The following is an 18684-nucleotide window of genomic DNA, read 5'->3' on the forward strand; positions in this document are numbered from 1 at the left end:
CTATAGCAATAGCAGGAAGAATTATTTAAATGATGATATTTGTTATGATGAAGTTCTGTTTATGGATGCAACACATTGTAATATTAACAAGTAGTAGATCGTTTACAGAAAAGTTTGTAAATGATTTTTAAAAGAGGATTGTAAAAAACTAAAGTGAAATTTATTCTAAAGAATCTTCTTGTTTGTATTTCGATTTTCGCTTTAATATTTGGTGTTACGAGCTCTGGCAATGCGGAAGTTCGAACATATAGTAATGAGTTCTTAGCAATTGGAGTTGGAGCTTCTGGCTTAGGGATGTCAAATGCTTTTGTTGCTAAAACAAATGATGTTACAGCTGGATATTGGAACCCGGCCGGTTTATTAGGTGTTAATTCAGATATTCAGATTGCCCTTATGCATTCGGAGTATTTTCAAGGCATGGTAAAGTACGATTATGGTGCTATCGCCTCAAAACTGGATAGTAATAGTGCGGTAGGATTCTCCTTTATTCGTGCTGGAGTAGATAAAATCCCCAATACGTTGGAATTAATAGATTCGGAAGGCAATATCAACTATGATAAGATTAAATGGTTTTCGGCTGCCGACAATGCTTACATGTTTAGCTATGCCCGTAAATCCAAAGTAAAAGGACTTAACTATGGCGGAACCATAAAAGTGATATATCGAAAAGTAGGAAGCTTTGCTAAAGCATGGGGCTTTGGTTTGGATGCAGGGGTTCAATATAAAACGAAGAAGTGGAATCTGGCTGTTATGGTTCGGGATGTCACTTCAACTTTTAATGCTTGGAGTTTCTCCTTTACAGATGCGGAACAACAAATATTACTTGCTACAAGTAACGAGGTGCCTGAAAACTCTATTGAGGTTACTTTACCTAAAATGATTTGGGGAATTGCAAGAGACGTTAAATTGGGAAAAGAGTTTGTTTTAACTCCAGAGATAGATGTGGATTTTACATTTGATGGGAAACGGAACACCGTGGTAAAATCTAACTTTTCCAGTATCTCACCTCATGCCGGAATTGAATTAGGATATCATGATCTTGTTTATGTTAGAGCAGGAATTGGCCAGATCCAGAGTTATCGAGATTTTGACGATATCACAAAAACCAAAGCGCAGCCCAATATTGGCGTAGGGATTAAAATGAAAAACCTTACTATCGATTATGCGTTAACAAATGTAGGAGGTGTAACTATAGCACCATATTCTAACGTATTTTCTTTAAAACTTAATATTAATAAGCGCTCTTAGTGAAATGGCTTAATTGTACATGGATACTTTTATTATTTACAGTTCAGACCTATGCTCAGAACTTCGGAAACGAGTGGATTGAATACAGCGAAGACCTTACTTATTACAAAATAAAAGTACCAGAAACAGGAGTTTATCGTGTTTCTTATGCTACGCTAAACAGCGCTGGAGTTCCTGTTTTTTCAATGGATCCAAGGAATATTCAACTCTTTAACAAGGGGGTGGAAATAGGGATTCACATAAAAGGGGAAGGGGATGGCGTCTTTAACCTAACCGATTACATCGAGTTCTATGGAGAAAAGAACGATGGCTCCTTCGATGAAGGTATGTATATATCTCCAAGCGAACATACAGACAAAGAGTACAGCCTGATAAACGATACTGCTATCTACTTTTTAACTTGGAATACGTCTACTTCAAATTCTAGAATGAATATTGAGACAAACACGGCTTTTGCTTCGTTTAATCCAGTTACATCTGTTATAAAGAGAGAAAAAGTATACTATAATTCAACCTACTATTCTGGTGAAACATCAAGTTACGCTTCTACAGATGCCAACTACGACCAGGCAGAAGGTTGGTTCGATACAGATTTTAAAATTGGACAAACAATTACGCGAAGTTTAGACATTAATAATGTTGATTTAGCCGGAGCTGATGCGACTATAAATATTGTTATTGTTGGGCAGTCAACAGATTTTTCATTCGAATCTGCAGATGATCATCATCTTAATATAGAATTTGGAAATGAGAGCGAAGATATTTATTACAAAGGTTATGTATCCAATTCTTTAAGCTATAATATTCCGGTTTCAGATCTCATAGAGCCAACAATGGACTTTACTTTCTCTAGCATAAATGATCTTGTTGCATCGGCTGACAGGAATGCTCTCGAAAGCATTGAAGTAGTGTATCCAGTTACGTTGGACTTATTAGGAACTTCTTTATTTGAGATGAGCATACCTGAGAATCCTTTGGAATCGAAGAGCTATTTAACCTTTTCAAATTTCGTGAATTCAGGGAACGTATATCTCTATAATATTTCAGACAATACAAGAATTAATACTGTTGTTTCGGGTACAAGTCTTGCAGCACTTGTTCCAAATACTGGGCAAGATAAGGAGTGTATTTTGTTATCGGAGAATGAGATAATAGACATAGATATATTGGAACTCGCAACGCCCACAGGTAAGTTTGCTGATTATGAAAACGCCCCAATTGATTCGGCTTACATAATAGTTACGCATTCGGATCTATTGACTGCCTCAAATATTCACTCTATATACAGAAGTTCATTGCCTGGAGGAGGTTTTAATACTCTGGTAGTTAATGTAGATGAACTTTATAATCAATATGCTTATGGCATTGAAAAGCACCCTTTGGCTATTCGGAATTTTATTCGCCATCTGATGACTACATGGACGTCTAATCCCGAATATTTGTTTTTAGTTGGGAAGTCGATTTCCGCTGAAAAAACGAGAACTGATCCAACGCAGTTTCAGAGAGTATTAGTTCCTTCCATTGGTAATCCACCTTCTGATGCGATGTTTACTTCTGGAATAAATGGTTTATTGTATAAACCAGAAGTTGCAACAGGGAGATTAAGCGCATCTAATTCTACTCAGGTTGGTTTTTTTACAGACAAAATAATTGATTATGAAATCGCAAGTAGCTCCAATGAAGAGTGGCAGAAAAAAGTTCTGCATTTTGGGGGTGGTACCAGTGCCAATGAGCAATTTCTTTACAAATCTTATTTGAGTACTTATGAGCAGAAATTAGAGCAGCCTTTTTTTGGTGGATTTGTTACCACATTTTTAAAAACGTCTTCGGATCCTATTCAGATTAATACATCAGATGAGATAAAGGATATTATAGATAATGGCGTTTCATTAATGACATTCTTTGGCCATGGCTCTACCAATGGTTTCGATCAAGGTGTCGACGAAGTAGCGACTTTTGAGAATCAAGGTAAATATCCTGTAATCTTGTCAAACTCGTGTTTCAATGGGAACATTCATACGACTGGTTTTAGTTCGAGTGAGGAATATATTATAGCGCAAGATAAAGGAGCAATTGCATATATCGCTTCAGTATCACTAGGGGTTCCAAGTGATTTACATCAATACTCTAATGCATGGATAAGTAATATGGCTGGAAGCTTGTATGGCAAGCCGATTGGTAAGATTATTCAACAATCAATTGAGGATATTCAAATTGTAAATAATCAAAGAATAAAAAATATTTGTCAATACATGACTTTACATGGAGATCCCGCAATGATTATTAACTCCAAGTCAAAACCCGATTTTTCCGTAAGTGCTTTAACTGTTTATTCTGAACCAAGTATTGTTACATCGGATTTGGATTCCTTCACGCTAAATGTAATAGTTACAAATACCGGGATGGCAATTAATGATTCTATGTTTGTTGAGGTGAATAGATCTTTCCCGTTTGTTGCCGATCAAGATAATCGATTCGTTTATGTGAAATGTCCAGCTTTTAAAGACACTCTTAGTTTTAAATTTCCAGTTGATAACGAAAAGGGGTATGGTTTTAATTCATTTGCAATTTCAGTAGATACATATAGCGAGATCGAAGAGTTAGACGAGACGAACAATTCTACCATCTTTTTATTGAATATAATATCAAATGGTGTAACACCAATATATCCTTACCCATTTGCTATTGTTCCTGAAGAAACAATAACCTTTAAAGCATCTACAGCTAATCCGTTTTCTAGCATAAAAAATTATTTATTGGAAATTGATACGACCGAATCTTTTGATAGTCCGTTTAAATCTACACATATTTTTACGGGGTCAGGTGGGTTAATTACTTGGGATTACACCCTTCCTCTTGGCGATAGCGCAGTATATTTTTGGCGAGTGAGTCAAGATTCAATCTATAGTGGTTCTTATGAATGGAAAACTAACTCTATTCAATATATAGTTGATAGAAATGGATGGTCACAGAAAAAGTTAGCTCAGTTTAAAAGGGATGTTTATCAATTCGTTAGCCTAGATATGGATCTGAATAAATTTACTTTTGTTGACGATCTAAAGGCTATTAGTGTTCAGACGGGATGGTATAATCCTGTATACACAGATGTGGCGTACGACGATATCTATTATAATATTAACGGGAGCCAAATGCATGTATACTCATGTAATGATGGAAACGGAATGTCGGTTGTTATTTTTGATACGCTTTCTTGCGAGCCTATTCCAAGTTACCATGTAGGAGCTGGATTCGGACAATTAGGGAATGTGCACTGCGCTCCAGACCGAGAATTATATGCCTTCGACTTTCATTTTGTTGCTCAGGTTAGCATTGATACACTAGAACATTTATTGACTAATGGAATTGCTTCCGGACAAAAAGTATTAGTCTATACTGACGGGCTGCATACTGCTTCAACTTTTAGTGAGAGCATGTATCAAGCATTTGAATCTATAGGCTCAGCAAATATTCGGGATTTGGATGATAACACACCTTATATAATTTTCGGAACTAAAGACACTTTGATTGGAGGTGCTTTAGAAAGTGTTGGTAGTAGTGTAACAGACTTGATACAATTGGAAGCAGAATGTAAAACACATTGGAATAGTGGTTTTATTACTTCAGAATTAATTGGTCCGGCGAAAAGTTGGGGGTCTTTACATTGGAGGCAGTTTTCGATAGATCCAATTTTTGAGGATGAAGTGAATTTAGAATTAATTGGAGTAAAGCTGGATGGAACGGAAACTAATCTTGGAATTACAATAGATGCGAATACGAATAATGTGCTAAATCTAGGAGATATAGTTGATGTGGCAATTTATCCATATTTGAAAATGCGGGTTCATATGATTGATGAGGTGTATAGAACACCAGGGCAAATGAATTATTGGCAAGTGATTTATGAAGGAGTGCCAGAATTAGCTCTTAATCCTGCACGAGGTTATGCATTTAATGGGGATACAATTCTTGAAGGAGATAGTCTTTCAATTTCAATAATGTTAGAAAATGTTAGCGAAGTAGATATGGATAGCGTGCTAATTCGATATTGGGTTATGGATGAGAGTAGAAATATTCTTTCATCATTCGATAGAAGAGTTTTACCTGTTGCAGCAAATGATACCTTGACTATATATATGAAAGTAAATACAATTGGGATGCAAGGAGTAAACCTGTTTTGGATTGAGGCAAACCCGGATAACGACCAATTGGAGCAGTTTCATTTTAACAATATTGCCGAAATACCATTTTTCATAAAGCGTGATGCAACCAACCCTGTACTCGATGTTACATTTGATGGCATTCATATTTTAAATGGAGAGATTGTCTCTGCAAAACCAACTATAGAGGTGAAATTAACTGATGAAAATATATTTCTAGCTCTCGACGATACTTCTAATTTTGCTCTTTATCTAACAGACCCTTCAGGCGCACAAAAAAGAGTCTATTTTGGAAGTCAAGAAAACTCGTCAATTCAGTTTATTCCTGCTCAAATGCCTAATAATAGTGCAGAGATTATTTACAATCCAGTTTTAGCAAAAGATGGCGATTATACTTTATTGATACAAGCCACAGATAAATCGCTTAACTCTAGCGGGGCAATAGATTACTCAATAGATTTCGAAGTAGTGAATAGATCTACAATAACTCAGGTGCTTAATTACCCAAATCCTTTTACAACGGCTACTCGCTTTGTTTTTACTTTAACTGGATCCGAAATCCCAACAACTTTCCGAATTCAGATTCTTTCCATTTCGGGTACTGTGGTTAAAGAGATAGAACAAGATGAATTTGGTCCAATCCGAATTGGTCGTAATATGTCTGAGTATGTTTGGGATGGAACAGACATGTTTGGGAACAAATTAGGCAATGGTTTATACTTATATCACGTGGTGAGTTCCATAAATGATGATTCCATCGATCATCGAGAATCTGAAGCCGATCAAGGTTTTATAGATGGCTTTGGTAAAATGTATCTTATCCGTTAGGCTTTAATCAGCCAGAAAAAGGTTTGCTCCTATGTTCTTCCGTTTTGAAATATTACCTTAGACATTATATCGATTTTTAATGGGTTAAGATTCTGGATAGTGGTATGCAATTTGTAGCTATTCGAGCTGAAAATACCCAAGAAAGATTAACGACTATTATTGAATATTTAGAGAGAGTTAATAAATAAGGCAATGAGTAAAATAACCAGAAGAGATTTTATTAATGGTACGTTAATGGCTGCGGGTGCTACCATGCTACCATTTGGAGCATCGAGTGAAAACGTTTTGGATAAACTGGATCCGCTTTATTATCCTCCATCTTTAACTGGCTTAAGAGGAAGCCATGAAGGTTCTAATACACATGCCCATAGTAGAGCATGGGGTGGAAAGTCTGATTGGGGTCCAACTAATGAATTAAAAGAAGAATACGATCTAATAGTTGTTGGTGGCGGTATCTCTGGGTTGTCTGCTGCATATTTTTTCCAAAAGAAACATGGTGCAGATAAGAAGGTCTTAATTATTGAAAATCACGATGATTTTGGTGGTCATGCAAGAAGGGTAGAACATACTGTAGATGGGGTAACTAGAATTGGCTATGGCGGTTCTCAAGTTATTCAAAGTCCGCAAGTATATAGCGACAATGCAATGGGGCTTATTGAAGAATTAGGCATAGACATTAAAAAGTTTGACACCGCGTATTATGACAGAGAGTTTCATAAAAAGCATGATTTAAGTTCAGCTACATATTTCAACAAAGAAATGTTTGGTGAGGACAAAGTGGTAAAACATCCATTTTGTGATAATCCTTTTTATGTTGAAGGTTTGTTACGACCGGATATGGATGTTGAGGATGCTGTGGCGCAAACGCCATTAAGCGAGGAAGGTAAAAAGCAATTACTAAAAGTAGTTACTCATGGTATTTACGACATAGATACTAAGGGACAAGATTTGTACGAGTACATTTCTACTCATTCTTATTACGATTATTTGAAAGACACATTGGGAGTTACAGATCCTAAAGTATTGCAAATGGCGAGAGTTTCTTGCAACGACATGCAAGGAGTTGGAGCCGATGTCTTAACAATCGAAGAAGCACTTTATTCAGGTGTGTTAGGTCTAGATGTAAAGGATCTTAAAAGTATATATGGTAAAAAAGATTACAAAGAATTTTTGAAGTATGATGGGTTTATTTTAGACGATAGTGATGATCCTATTTACCATTTTCCGGATGGTAATGCTACTATTGCTCGAATGTTATTGAAGAAAATGATACCGGCTGTAGCAAGCGCAAAAACGCCAGAAGACATGTTGTTGGCTAGATTCAAATATGATGAATTGGATAAATCGAGTAATACGGTGCGTGTTCGATTAAATAGTACTGTTGTTAATGTAAGACACGATGGCGATCCGAATAGTGCAAGTGAAGTATTTGTAAATTATATCAATGATGGTAAGTCTTATCAAGTAAAAGGGAAGGGTGTAGTAATGGCATGTTATAACATGATGATTCCTCATCTTGTTCCTGGATTACCTGAAATACAAAATGCCGCATTAAAAAGAAACGTAAAAATTCCATTGGTATATACTTCGGTAATGCTTAAAAACTGGAAGGCATTTAAAGAATTAGGAATTGGTCATGCCGTTTGTCCAGGTAACATGCATCAGCAGATCATGATGGATTTTCCGGTAAGCCTGGGTGGTTATAACTGTACAGCTGGTCCAGATGAATCTGTTATTTTGCAAATGATAAGTTGTCCGTTAGGTGATAAACCTCAGTCAGCACCTGTAGATCAATTTAAAGAAGCTCGTTATAAAATGCTTGGGTTGAAATTTAGTGATTACGAAACGGAAGTGAAACAACATTTAAACGGAATGTTGGGATCTGCTGGATTTGATGCAAATAGAGATATTTCAGGAATCACTGTAAATAGATGGGCACATGGTTATGCTCACTATGGATATCATTTGTATGATTCGGATATGCCGGAAATGGCAAAATTAGGTCGTAAGAAGTTTGGTAGAATTACAGTAGCAAATTCTGATTCAACCGTTACCGCATATCTCTATGCGGCTATTGATCAGGCGAAGAGAGCAGTTGACGAACTAGGTTAGTCTTCTGTCTTAGGGGCTCGTAAAGTCTTAATGTACCTTACTACATTCTTTAGTTCTTCTGCAGAAAGCATTTTCCCGTATGCCATCATAGCACCTTTACCATCGTGAACTATTGCGGTGGCCAAACTATCACTTATAGTTGAAATAGTGAGGTCTTTGGCCCCAGCTAAGCCTTTATTACCTAGCTCTCCGTGACACATAAGGCAAGTTTGTGTGAATACAGTTTTCCCATCTCTATGGGTTCCATCTTGTGCAAAAGCACCAATTGCTGAGAATAAAAGGATGGTGGAAATAGCAAGCTTAATCATAATAATAGATGTTAGAATAATTTCTTAAAAACAAATTTAGTGTATTACGGCCAATTTTTAATTTCCTGAAACTCAATTCCAGTAATTGAAAACTATAGAAGGTCAGCAATAATCTAAATTTCTACTTTGTTTTCTGTAAAAAGTAGTGAGTTTACAATTATCGTACCGAGGATTCTATTTCTGAATGTTTTTTAAAATGCAGATTATTTATTACGTACAAGTAAACGACTGATCACTCGTATTAACATGGTATCAATTATCTCAATCTGTAGTCTTCAAGTTTTCCTAACCGATCTATACTCAATCCATTTAAGGCAATTAATCGGTATTCAATTGTCTTGTCAGTTTTTATGTCGAGTATAACGATGTTGTCTCGATATCCCAATCCCATTCCACTGGCAATGAGGTTTATATTCTTATAAGAATAATACATAAATTCTGCACGATCTAGCCTAGCCCCAACATCTCCACAAATTAAATGTACCTGGTTAGGTAGATTGCTAAATAACGGCTCAACTTCATCCCAAAAATTTATTTTTTCTTTTCGTCCTTTGAGAGAGTTCGGTTTGATGTTGCGAAACTGGTTGTTGTTACTCCACCAAAGCATGTGGTGAAAAAAGACAAAAACATGATCTACATGGGGAGTAATGGTAGATAGTATCCCTTTTAGAAACTGAAGTTGATCCCCACTGATATCCCAACCATCTAGTCCCGAATCAAGAACAATGAATAGGTCGGTGTTATGAACAAAGCTATAGTAAGTATTCCCATACCGCGATTCATATAGTTCGCGATCTGTTAGGTCGTGATTTCCTGGAGCAAAATATATTTGTTTTCCTATTTCTTCGATATCTGCATCAATTTCATCCCAATTAGCATCTGTACTTTTTATAACTATATCACCAGTAAAGACGCCAAACGCAATTAGGGAATCATTTTTTATTAGAGGAAATTTCTTTTTGAATGGGGGGTGAACGCCTGGATTGTTAATTTTCGGTTTCCCATACACATGGCCAGCAACAAAAAATGAATAATCAACATTTAAGGAATGTTCAATTTCCTTTTTACAGCCCGAAATGCAGCATAGGCAAGATAAGATTAGAGTAATTAAGAATAAATGAGATACTCGTTGATTTAACATGTTAAATATTTGCTAGTTCCATGAGTACAGAACTTCATGTCTTTACACTCTCGGATACTATTTAATACATTTATAAATGACAAACTTCTTGTCTTCCGAAATAATTTTAACGTTAGAAAAAAGAGGCGTCAAGTGTACTTTAAAGTTTAAATGTTTGCTTGAAACAATTTGCAAATTTCCACCTTTTTTAAGTCGAGTATGGCAACCTCTAAAAAGCTCAAGAGTAATTTGAATATTAATCTCATGCTCGAAATGAAAAGGAGGGTTGGTTATAATTAAATCAAAAGTCTCCTTGTCAAAAATGGATAGCTCATTATTGTAATGGTGGTGGATTTTTTTGTTTTTAGTATTTAGTTTGGCTGATTCAACTGCGAGATAGGCATCATCCATTAAATGAACTTCTGCCTCGGGTAGTTGTTTAGATGCTTCAATGCCAATAATTCCATTTCCAGATGCTAGGTCCAATATCTTTTTATCTGTTTTATTTAATTCGATATTCTCTAAGAAAAACTGAGTAGCGTAGTCAATATGATCAGAGGAAAATACACCTAGATACTGCTTGTATAATTGTCCTTTGTAATCAAGAGATGTGGTAAGCTCATGTTTGTTTGTTCTTTTTTTCTTGCCGCTTAAAATCAAGATTCGTGATTTTTTCACAGCTCTACTTTGCTCTACAGTTTCAAAATATTCTTCAGCGATACTTAAATACTTCGGACTAAAATGTCGGGTCATAAAAGCACAAGTTACTTTTACCTTAACCATAGAGTTGTTGCTGATATGTTCCAAGAAAAGTTGAAACAGACCAAGTGATTTTGGAATTTTCATCAACACAAAATCAGTCTTCTTTTTAAGAGGTGAAAGAGGATTAGAGAAATTAGGTACCGGTAATTTATTGGCCTCCGTATTTGCTGTAATAGCTTTTTCTTGACTTTTATTTGCGACGATAAGAGTAAGAGTATCTACTTCTAGATGACAAGCGAAGTATCCAAATCGATCGTGATACACGCCAACATGTTTAGGTTTCTTTTCTAATTCATTGAACGTTTGTAGAAGATATTCATCTGCAGCACTCCACGGTTTTAAAGATTTGTCTTCTGATAGGTCGTGTCTTTCTATTTTGTATTCTTTCTCTTGCATTAATTATTATTTATTTCAATAAAGAAGATAAGTAAAGCTCTTCGGTAAATTTAAATCTGTATGAATCACTCAAACCCATATCCAGCCTCAATAATTGATTTAGCTGTACGCATAGCCCTTCCTCGCCATGCATATACAACTTCTTGGTTAAGGTGTTCTAACTTAGGTTTATCGTCTACTAATATCTCATGATTTTTAGAGTCGGGGGATGTGATTTGTCCGTTTCTGAAATCTCGATAGAACATTTTGCAGCACTCGTTAATTTGATTTTCATCTAGACTTAATTTCTTACCAGGATTTGTAACAATGAATATTATGTCACCGTCATCCGTCTTAGATCTCCAGTTTTCTACATAGAATCCCGCTGCCTCTATAGTGCCAAAAAGTGACAAATAAGGATTTGTTTCTCCTGTTAACGACCCCTGGAAATTCACTATTATCAAACCATCATTAGTTAGTATTTGTCTCAACTCGGTAAAGCTTTCAACGGTATACATGTTTGAAGGCTGAGACTCACCTTTTAATAAGTCTAAAACAATCAGATCATATTTTTTCTCTGTGGTTTTTATGTAATGTCTCGCATCATCGATAATAAAATTACAATTAGAGTTGAAATTAAAGTGGCTTATCGCGATTGATTCTAGTCTGCTATCAATCTCGATAGCATCCACTTTGAAATCATGTTTGGATAATTCTGTGGCCATACTTCCGGCGCCAAACCCACATAGTAAAGCAGAAGAGCTTGGTTCAGCTGCTCCTGCAATTATTGACATTAAATGAATATACCTCCAATGGGATGTGTTGTCGGAATAACTTCGAACTATTGTTTGTGCAATATTATTTACGAGTAATCTTTTAACTGGTAATAGCTGGTTGTTAACGGGAAGCCTCACATGGTCTACTCTTAGTTGTCCCATTAAACCTTCCTCTAAAAGATCCATTTCATATTGGATTTCCTTATTGCTCTTATTCGGAAGAATGATTTTAATGGAGCAAATGGCAATTATGAAAATTAGAGAGAACGATACAATTCGTTTCTTATCGAAAGATAATCCCAATATGCATATTAACATTAATAGCCACGATAATCCCATTAAAGGTTTTGTTACTCCAAATGTTGGAATAAGAACGAAGCCGAAAATAAAAGTGGCGAAAACTCCACCAATCGTTGATATGGCGTAAACTGAACCTGCTGATTTTCCACTTAATAAATTGTTTTTACTTACTTCTCGAATAATAATTGCTGAAGTTGAACCCAAAGCCGCAAGAGGGATTAGTATCAATAAAGATGCAGCCGTAAAACAACCAATGTATAATCCTAAATCAGAGGTAGCTAATAAGGCGCTTTTTGCAATTACAGGAGCCAATACTATTCCTATAGATGCAATAGCGAAAAACACACAAAGAAGGTTGTCTATCTTAGTTTTTTTCTGCGACACCCACCCTCCAATAAAGTATCCAATTGCTAGGCCAAGAAGAGTAACGGATAAAAGGATGGTCCACATTAATAGCGATGTGCCATAAAGTGGAGTAATCAATCTAGCACCTAAGAGCTCAAGAGCCATCACAGCAGACCCTTCTATAAAGGCTAATAGGAATAGCTTATCTCTGTTCATCTCACCTTAATTGAATCTTTTGTTTTTAAGAACTGGATTCATTCCATGAAATTAGCTACAAAACCTGTTCGGTTAATCTGTTGCATATAATTCTTTCCAACAGATTTTGAAATAGAATGTTAAATCATTTCACATCTATTAATAGACAATGTTATGTGCACAATTATGAAAAGGTAGATACTTGTTGTTAATTTGAATCATGCGTCTTGGAGGTAAAAGAACCATTCTATTTACAATTGTATTATTGCTCGGTTATGGATTCCTATCTATTCTGAAGCCTGGCTTAAGAATACGTCCATACCATTTTTTGTTGTCGCAATTTTCATCAGCACCTTCTTTAGATTTAATAATTGGGAAGACTGATTTCGAATATTTGGACTCTCTTAAGAGTGACGTTTTAGAACATCAGAGAACATCTGTGAATCACAAGAAATATGTGAAAGCGTTACTTATTATAGACGGTGAGGAGGTAAATGTTAAGATAAGGCTTAAGGGAGATCGTATGGCGCATTACGAGACAAACCCGCCTTCACTTAGAATAAGAACGATAAAGGATAAGCTCGTTCTCGGTACTAATAAATTTTCGTTACACGCAATCCATATAAGGAACGGCTTGCACGAATGGATATATCTTGATCTTTTGGCAGAAAGAGATATCCTTTCTGTGAAGATGGATATTGTAGAATATTCGGTTAACGGTCGAAAGACTGTTGGAGCTTTCGAAGAACATTTCACGGATCATCTTTTAAAAAGGTTTGATAGACCCAAAGGGCCAATAATTGCGATCGAAGAAAAATTCTATCGTCAAGGTTGGATCGGGATTGACTCTATAGTATATACCGATAAGTTTGAGGTATGCCGAAGGGCACCGTTAAAAGTGTTTAATGAGAAAAGTCTTAATAACTCTGCATTAATTGAAGAGGGAATCCATTTGTTAGATGATTTCAGGTGTGGATTAAGTGCAGTGGAAGATATCTTTGATATAGATAAAATGGCTTACCACTATGCGATTATAGATTTAATGGGAGCTTACCATAACCTGAGTTGGCATAATCAACGGTTTTATTATAATTCAATAGAAGGCAAACTAGAGCTGATTGGTTACGACGGCTTAGGATGGAAATCGGTTACTGAATTTTCTTATGATCATGATCGAGTTCCGCCTACCATTAATAAAGCCTTATTCTCAAACAAGGATTTTTTAGCGCGCTATTTTCACTACTTACATGAAGTATCTACCAACCATTTCTTAGATAGTTATTTTGAGGAAAATCTAAAAGAATTGGAAGAATTAACCAGACGGATTTATTCTAATGATCCTTTCTACGAAAATCAATTTGAACGCATTTATTCAAATGCACAATGGATTAGAGAAAATCTGAAAGAGTACAAAAAGAGATTTATTAAGTAATTCGATAGTATCATCCTTTATTTATCTATTCTAGATAATATTATAAAAAGTAACTTGCCTAAAATGAAACCCCCAATACAAATGAAGTTAGATCCATATTTTATACGATCGCAATTTCCGGCATTTAAAGAGCCATCGTTAAAAGGATGGTCTTTTTTTGAAAATGCTGGTGGTTCTTATACCTGTCAGCAAGTGGTAGATAGACTAATGGAATTCTACACTAAGACAAAAGTTCAGCCATGTTATCTTTTCAAAGCTTCACTAGAAGCAGATGTGAAGATGAATGAGTCGTACACTCAGCTGGCTGCTTACTTAAATGTAGATGAAGAAGAAATAAATTTCGGTCCGTCGACTACACAAAATATTTATGTCTTAGCAAATGCACTACGACCACTTTGGAAAGAGGGCGATGAAATAATAGTTTCTAACCAAGACCATGAGGCAAATGCTGGATCGTGGAGGAAGTTGGCGTCTACTGGTATTGTGGTAAAAGAATGGACTGTAGATTCAGAATCCGGGAAATTAGATTTGGATGAACTACAAGGGTTAATTACCGATCGAACTAAAATGATCGCATTCCCACATAGCTCAAATGTAATAGCACATATAAATCCAGTTAGAACAATATCGGATATGGCACATAAAGTAGGCGCTATATCTGTAGTGGATGGCGTCTCTTATTCACCGCATGGATTACCTGATCTCAAAGAATTAGGTCCAGATATTTATTTCTTTTCTCTTTACAAGACTTGGGGGCCACATCTCGGTTTGATGTACACGCAGAAAGATATTTTGGCTAAAATGGCAAATCAATCGCATTCTTTTAATGGCGATTATGCCCATTATAAAATTACTCCTGCTGGTCCAGACCATGCACAAATTGCGTCGGCTGCAGGAATGGCAACTTACTTTGATGCTGTACATAATCATCACTTTGATAGTAAAGTCGATGCGGCTCAAAGGGGAAGAGACCTCCATCAATTATTTGCCGATCACGAAAAAGAGTTAATGCATCCATTAATGGATTTTCTTAAATCAAGAGACGACTTAAGAATTATAGGCCCTTCGGATCCGGAAGAAAGAGCTGCCACAATTTCTATCTTACCTAAAAACCAAAGTGTATTAGAATTGGCAACCAAACTAACGGATCATAAATTAATGGTTGGTCATGGGAACTTCTACGGAGTAAGACCTCTGGGGTCTATGAATATTGATTTAGAAACTGGTGTTGTCCGCCTTTCTTTCGTACACTACAATACAATGGAAGAAATAGATCAGTTACTAAAAGGTCTAAAGGCTGCCTTGAACTAAGAACGGATTAAGCCGCGTCATAAATTGACTTTTCGGTATCGAAGTAAATATTTACATGGCCTTTTTTACCGTATCCGAAATACACTACGTGTCTATCTTTTTCAGATTCATTTGCTTTTCCTCTATGAAAAAGGCGGTCATCAAACATTATCACGCTCCCCGCTGGTATTGCTTTATACAATGCTTTCGGTACAGGGTTATCGGTTCCAGCAACTAGTGATTCAAGGGTTGTAGTGGAATGTTGATATACCATCTCATCAGATTTTAATAACGTAGAACTTAAATGGTTAGAGAGAAGATGCGTTCCAGGAGAAAATTCCGTTGGACCCATATCTAACGAAATGTCTTCCATGGCAATTAATACGTTAATAGCATGTAAAGGAAGATGTTCGGCCGATTTATGCTCAGAATCTATGTGCCATTCTTGTGACGGGGTTTTAGGTTCTGAAGATATAATCCCACTTCCATCAAGTTGCGCATCGTCGCCAAGTAAGTTAGTTACAATAGGCCACCATGGTAACTGTTCCGAAGTGTATCCAAATTCTTCTGCGGTAATCTGAGCATCCCATCTACCTAATGATCTTTGACAAATTTCAATAAATCCATTTGCGGCTCCAATTCCTATGTATTTTGTCTTCGCAATTTTCAGCAAATTTGACAACTTCGTCGACGATACTTCCAACATCTGTTTTCGCATCCCTTCCGAAAGGAGCCTCTCCATTATTACAAAACCATCTTTATGTAATGCTTCAACAGAATTCTTAAGAACTTGCGGGTCTAAAGTAGTTTGTGCGTCCATACCTGATATAAATTGTTAATCTAATTGAGTTAAGTATACTCGATATTCGGAAGCTTGTTTCATCGATTATGAGTCGTTTTAACTTCGGTCTTTAGTTATCGATATTTACTTGATCAAATAAATCTTTGTCATTTAGCATGTATTCCAATATCGGACGACACTTGTTTTCGCACGCTGGATAGAAGAACTTGTGTTCTCTTTCTTTATTTTTTTTAGGATTTCCCCACCAAAATTCGGCCATCGCGATTGGCTTTAACTGATGCTTAAAAGCGTAGTGTAATAGTTTTGGGGCGGCGCATTCACCAGCCGCGGATGGGGGATTTCCATAGTGTGAATCTTTAAATATTTGAAGAATATTTTTCTCTTCTCCTGTGATGTTTGAAAAAGTATAATTTTCAAATAACCACTTTTGTAAAGCAAACGACTTTAGTTTTCTGTGTTCTGTTAGCGAATTTATTTCAGAATAATTTTCTGCCTTTATAATTTGTTTGCCTATTTCTGTTAACTCGGTCATTCCCTTGTTAATGTAATAGTCGTCTGTGGAGTCGTCAAAAACCGATGGAACGAATTGATTACATGTGGTTCGGTCTTGAAGTTTTCCCGAAACGGTTCCTAAATATCCCAAGGAGTTATCCGGTTGTTGAAAAACAAGAACCCCAAACATTTTGCCCTTTTGGGTATCGAAATCGTGATTCCAGTTTTTCGATTCGGAGGCTATGAAATCTTGAAATTCTCCGGAAGCTATTTTTGCGAGTTCCGGAGGATCGAGAGCAAACGGGTTGTTCAGCTTTTTCGGGAACTCAATATTAACTATATCTGTGCTGAAATTGAAAACGAATTGATTATCCATTAGAATATTATGAGCATCTTTTTCATTGGTAATAAGTTTCAAAGAATCAATTTATTGGTGGCAAATATAGATAGGATATATGTCTATATAAGTTATGCTGTTAAGGTTTAGGAAGGTAATCCTTTTTAGAAATTAGAGCGACTAAACCTAAGAAGGGGCCTATTGCTAAAATGATATAAATGCTATTCGGGTTTGTTATTGACTGAATCCAATTTGTTGTTTGAATACTTATAATTGTAATTAAAAATCCAATACAATTAACTGTCTTGTCCTGAAATATGGTTACACAATTTGCACAAAAATGCGTAAAAAATCAAGGAAAGAAAAAGTGAAGTTTAGTTCAGGCTTTAGTTTGGATGAACGACATGCAATAATACAAGAGTACCTTACAGGAGAGTTGTCAAAAACAGAGTTGTGGTTCAAGTATACAGGTCAAAGGAAGGAGCATGGCTACATCATGAATTGGATGCGACAATTGGGATATATAAATCGAGAGCTGCCTAAAAAAGGCGAACTTGCACAAGTAAAGACAAAGCTATACCCATTGCATAACAAGGAATTCGAAAAGACCAGGAAAGAACTGGAAGCTAAGGTTAAAGAATTAGAGGACAAACTTCAGTTGGCTGAGATCAAGGCAGAGGGCAATGAACTAATGATAGATATTGCAGAAAAGCAGTTCAATATAGCCATCAGAAAAAATCTCGGTATCAAGTAATAAGCACCTTGCAGGAAAGGCATAACCGCATGACTAAAGGAGAGTTATGTCTATTATTTGGTATTGCCAGACAGTCATACTATCAACATTATCGGCGAACATCAAGCCGTACAATCGAAAGTGAGTTGGTAATAAATTCAGTTAAATAAATAAGAATTCGGCACCCTGAAATAGGAGGAAGGAAGCTTTATAAATGGTTAAAACATGACCACCAAAGAATACTAAAATCAAACCCGTCACCTAGTTATGACTTTGGAATAGAATACATTCAAAAGGGAAATCAGAATTGGGGAATTAATTTGGGTTTGCATTGGGCGCAAATTCCAGGACATTATGCTTATGAGGTGGTTGTTCCTGACTTTTACACGTTGTACGAAAGTACAATACATACTAATCTTCGAGATTTAATATCTCAATACGTCTACTTTCCCTTATCAATTCAACGTCGGGTCAATCTGCCGAAAGAGAATTTATCACTTCTATTAGATGGTGGTACAAGCCTTAATTACATCCATCCCTTTACCAGTACCTTTCGGGAAGAATATACATTGGATTCAACCGGGGCATTTACGAATCTTCAACAGCTTTTTTATGCCACGAATTCAGATGAATACCAAAAATGGGTTATGAGTTATTTCTTAAAAGCTGGTATCTGTAAAATTTCTAACAAAACAGGTTCTACCTTTGAAGCTCATGTTAAAGTAAATTATACTCCTAAACTAATAGGGAAAGGGACGTACACTTTTTCGAACATAGAAGGAGAAAGTTACGGGGATGTTGGTCTTAGATTAAATTATATAGCCTTTGAATTTAGCTATGGCTTGGCACTACGAAGAAAAGCGATTAAAGAAACTGACTAACCTTTTGTTAGAAGGTTCTTTATTATTATTTCTGTAGACAACTTTAAGTGAAACCTGAGATCAATGATTTCGCTGTAATATTGTTGTGTTAATAAGGCATCATTTCGTGTTTAATTAATAGTGGCGAATTAATGATATACTTATAACTTGGGTTAAGTTTGTCAAATAAATTGAGGGATAAATAAGTCTTG

At 36.0% G+C, this 18684-nt stretch carries 13 protein-coding genes; 7 read left to right on the forward strand and 6 right to left on the reverse strand.

Translation table 11 applies throughout. From position 1 onward, the window contains the following. The first annotated feature begins 162 nt into the window (after window positions 1–162). The 3 genes from HRT72_00470 to HRT72_00480 all read left to right on the forward strand — a co-directional run bounded on the left by HRT72_00470 (window position 163) and on the right by HRT72_00480 (window position 8345). Complete coding sequence (locus HRT72_00470; GenBank protein ID NQY66189.1) at window positions 163–1248, forward strand: PorV/PorQ family protein; 1086 nt, start codon at window positions 163–165, stop codon at window positions 1246–1248. Then, window positions 1248–6233 (forward strand): hypothetical protein, encoded by a 4986-nt coding sequence (locus tag HRT72_00475; GenBank protein ID NQY66190.1) that lies wholly within the window; start codon window positions 1248–1250, stop codon window positions 6231–6233. The genes HRT72_00470 and HRT72_00475 overlap by 1 nt, the downstream gene beginning before the upstream one ends. A 192-nt stretch (window positions 6234–6425) precedes the next feature. Then, a complete protein-coding gene (locus tag HRT72_00480) occupies window positions 6426–8345 on the forward strand; it encodes an FAD-dependent oxidoreductase (protein NQY66191.1) in 1920 nt (639 codons plus the stop codon). Here the strand turns inward: HRT72_00480 and HRT72_00485 are convergent. The 4 genes from HRT72_00485 to HRT72_00500 all read right to left on the reverse strand — a co-directional run bounded on the left by HRT72_00485 (window position 8342) and on the right by HRT72_00500 (window position 12547). Next, the gene (locus tag HRT72_00485; protein NQY66192.1) at window positions 8342–8653 is read right to left on the reverse strand and encodes a cytochrome c; all 312 of its coding nucleotides are present in this window, start codon (window positions 8651–8653) and stop codon (window positions 8342–8344) included. The two genes, HRT72_00480 and HRT72_00485, sit on opposite strands and share 4 nt — an antisense overlap. Before the next feature lie 256 nt (window positions 8654–8909). Continuing rightward, window positions 8910–9794 (reverse strand): metallophosphoesterase, encoded by an 885-nt coding sequence (locus HRT72_00490; GenBank protein NQY66193.1) that lies wholly within the window; start codon window positions 9792–9794, stop codon window positions 8910–8912. 57 nt (window positions 9795–9851) lie between these two features. Next, on the reverse strand, window positions 9852–10931 hold the full coding sequence (locus HRT72_00495; protein ID NQY66194.1) for a methyltransferase: 1080 nt from the start codon (window positions 10929–10931) through the stop codon (window positions 9852–9854). Between the two features lie 65 nt (window positions 10932–10996). Continuing rightward, window positions 10997–12547: a fused MFS/spermidine synthase gene (locus tag HRT72_00500; protein NQY66195.1), complete on the reverse strand. Its 1551-nt coding sequence runs from the start codon at window positions 12545–12547 to the stop codon at window positions 10997–10999. Window positions 12548–12857: 310 nt separating this feature from the next. Here HRT72_00500 and HRT72_00505 point away from each other — a divergent pair, with 310 nt between their 5' ends. Continuing rightward, window positions 12858–13958: a hypothetical protein gene (locus tag HRT72_00505; GenBank protein NQY66196.1), complete on the forward strand. Its 1101-nt coding sequence runs from the start codon at window positions 12858–12860 to the stop codon at window positions 13956–13958. An 81-nt stretch (window positions 13959–14039) separates the two neighbouring features. Next, complete coding sequence (locus HRT72_00510; GenBank protein NQY66197.1) at window positions 14040–15269, forward strand: aminotransferase class V-fold PLP-dependent enzyme; 1230 nt, start codon at window positions 14040–14042, stop codon at window positions 15267–15269. Window positions 15270–15276: 7 nt separating this feature from the next. Here the strand turns inward: HRT72_00510 and HRT72_00515 are convergent, their stop codons facing one another. Beyond that, the gene (locus HRT72_00515) at window positions 15277–16068 is read right to left on the reverse strand and encodes a phytanoyl-CoA dioxygenase family protein (GenBank protein NQY66198.1); all 792 of its coding nucleotides are present in this window, start codon (window positions 16066–16068) and stop codon (window positions 15277–15279) included. 91 nt (window positions 16069–16159) lie between these two features. Further along, window positions 16160–16960 (reverse strand): pseudouridylate synthase, encoded by an 801-nt coding sequence (locus HRT72_00520; GenBank protein ID NQY66199.1) that lies wholly within the window; start codon window positions 16958–16960, stop codon window positions 16160–16162. A gap of 259 nt (window positions 16961–17219) precedes the next feature. Here HRT72_00520 and HRT72_00525 point away from each other — a divergent pair, with 259 nt between their 5' ends. After that, on the forward strand, window positions 17220–17633 hold the full coding sequence (locus HRT72_00525) for a hypothetical protein (GenBank protein NQY66200.1): 414 nt from the start codon (window positions 17220–17222) through the stop codon (window positions 17631–17633). Window positions 17634–17932: 299 nt separating this feature from the next. Next, window positions 17933–18493, forward strand: a complete 561-nt coding sequence (locus HRT72_00530) for a hypothetical protein (protein ID NQY66201.1) — start codon at window positions 17933–17935, stop codon at window positions 18491–18493. The last annotated feature ends 191 nt before the right edge of the window (window positions 18494–18684 follow it).

The organism is Flavobacteriales bacterium, assembly GCA_013214975.1.
Lineage (GTDB): Bacteria > Bacteroidota > Bacteroidia > DT-38 > DT-38 > DT-38.

Coding starts and splice junctions, on each gene's coding strand:
- HRT72_00480 (NQY66191.1), top strand. CDS start 6,426: ATGAGTAAAATAACCAGAAGAGATTTTATTAATGGTACGTTAATGGCT.
- HRT72_00485 (NQY66192.1), bottom strand. CDS start 8,653: ATGATTAAGCTTGCTATTTCCACCATCCTTTTATTCTCAGCAATTGGT.
- HRT72_00490 (NQY66193.1), bottom strand. CDS start 9,794: ATGTTAAATCAACGAGTATCTCATTTATTCTTAATTACTCTAATCTTA.
- HRT72_00495 (NQY66194.1), bottom strand. CDS start 10,931: ATGCAAGAGAAAGAATACAAAATAGAAAGACACGACCTATCAGAAGAC.
- HRT72_00500 (NQY66195.1), bottom strand. CDS start 12,547: ATGAACAGAGATAAGCTATTCCTATTAGCCTTTATAGAAGGGTCTGCT.
- HRT72_00510 (NQY66197.1), top strand. CDS start 14,040: ATGAAGTTAGATCCATATTTTATACGATCGCAATTTCCGGCATTTAAA.
- HRT72_00515 (NQY66198.1), bottom strand. CDS start 16,068: ATGGACGCACAAACTACTTTAGACCCGCAAGTTCTTAAGAATTCTGTT.
- HRT72_00525 (NQY66200.1), top strand. CDS start 17,220: ATGCGTAAAAAATCAAGGAAAGAAAAAGTGAAGTTTAGTTCAGGCTTT.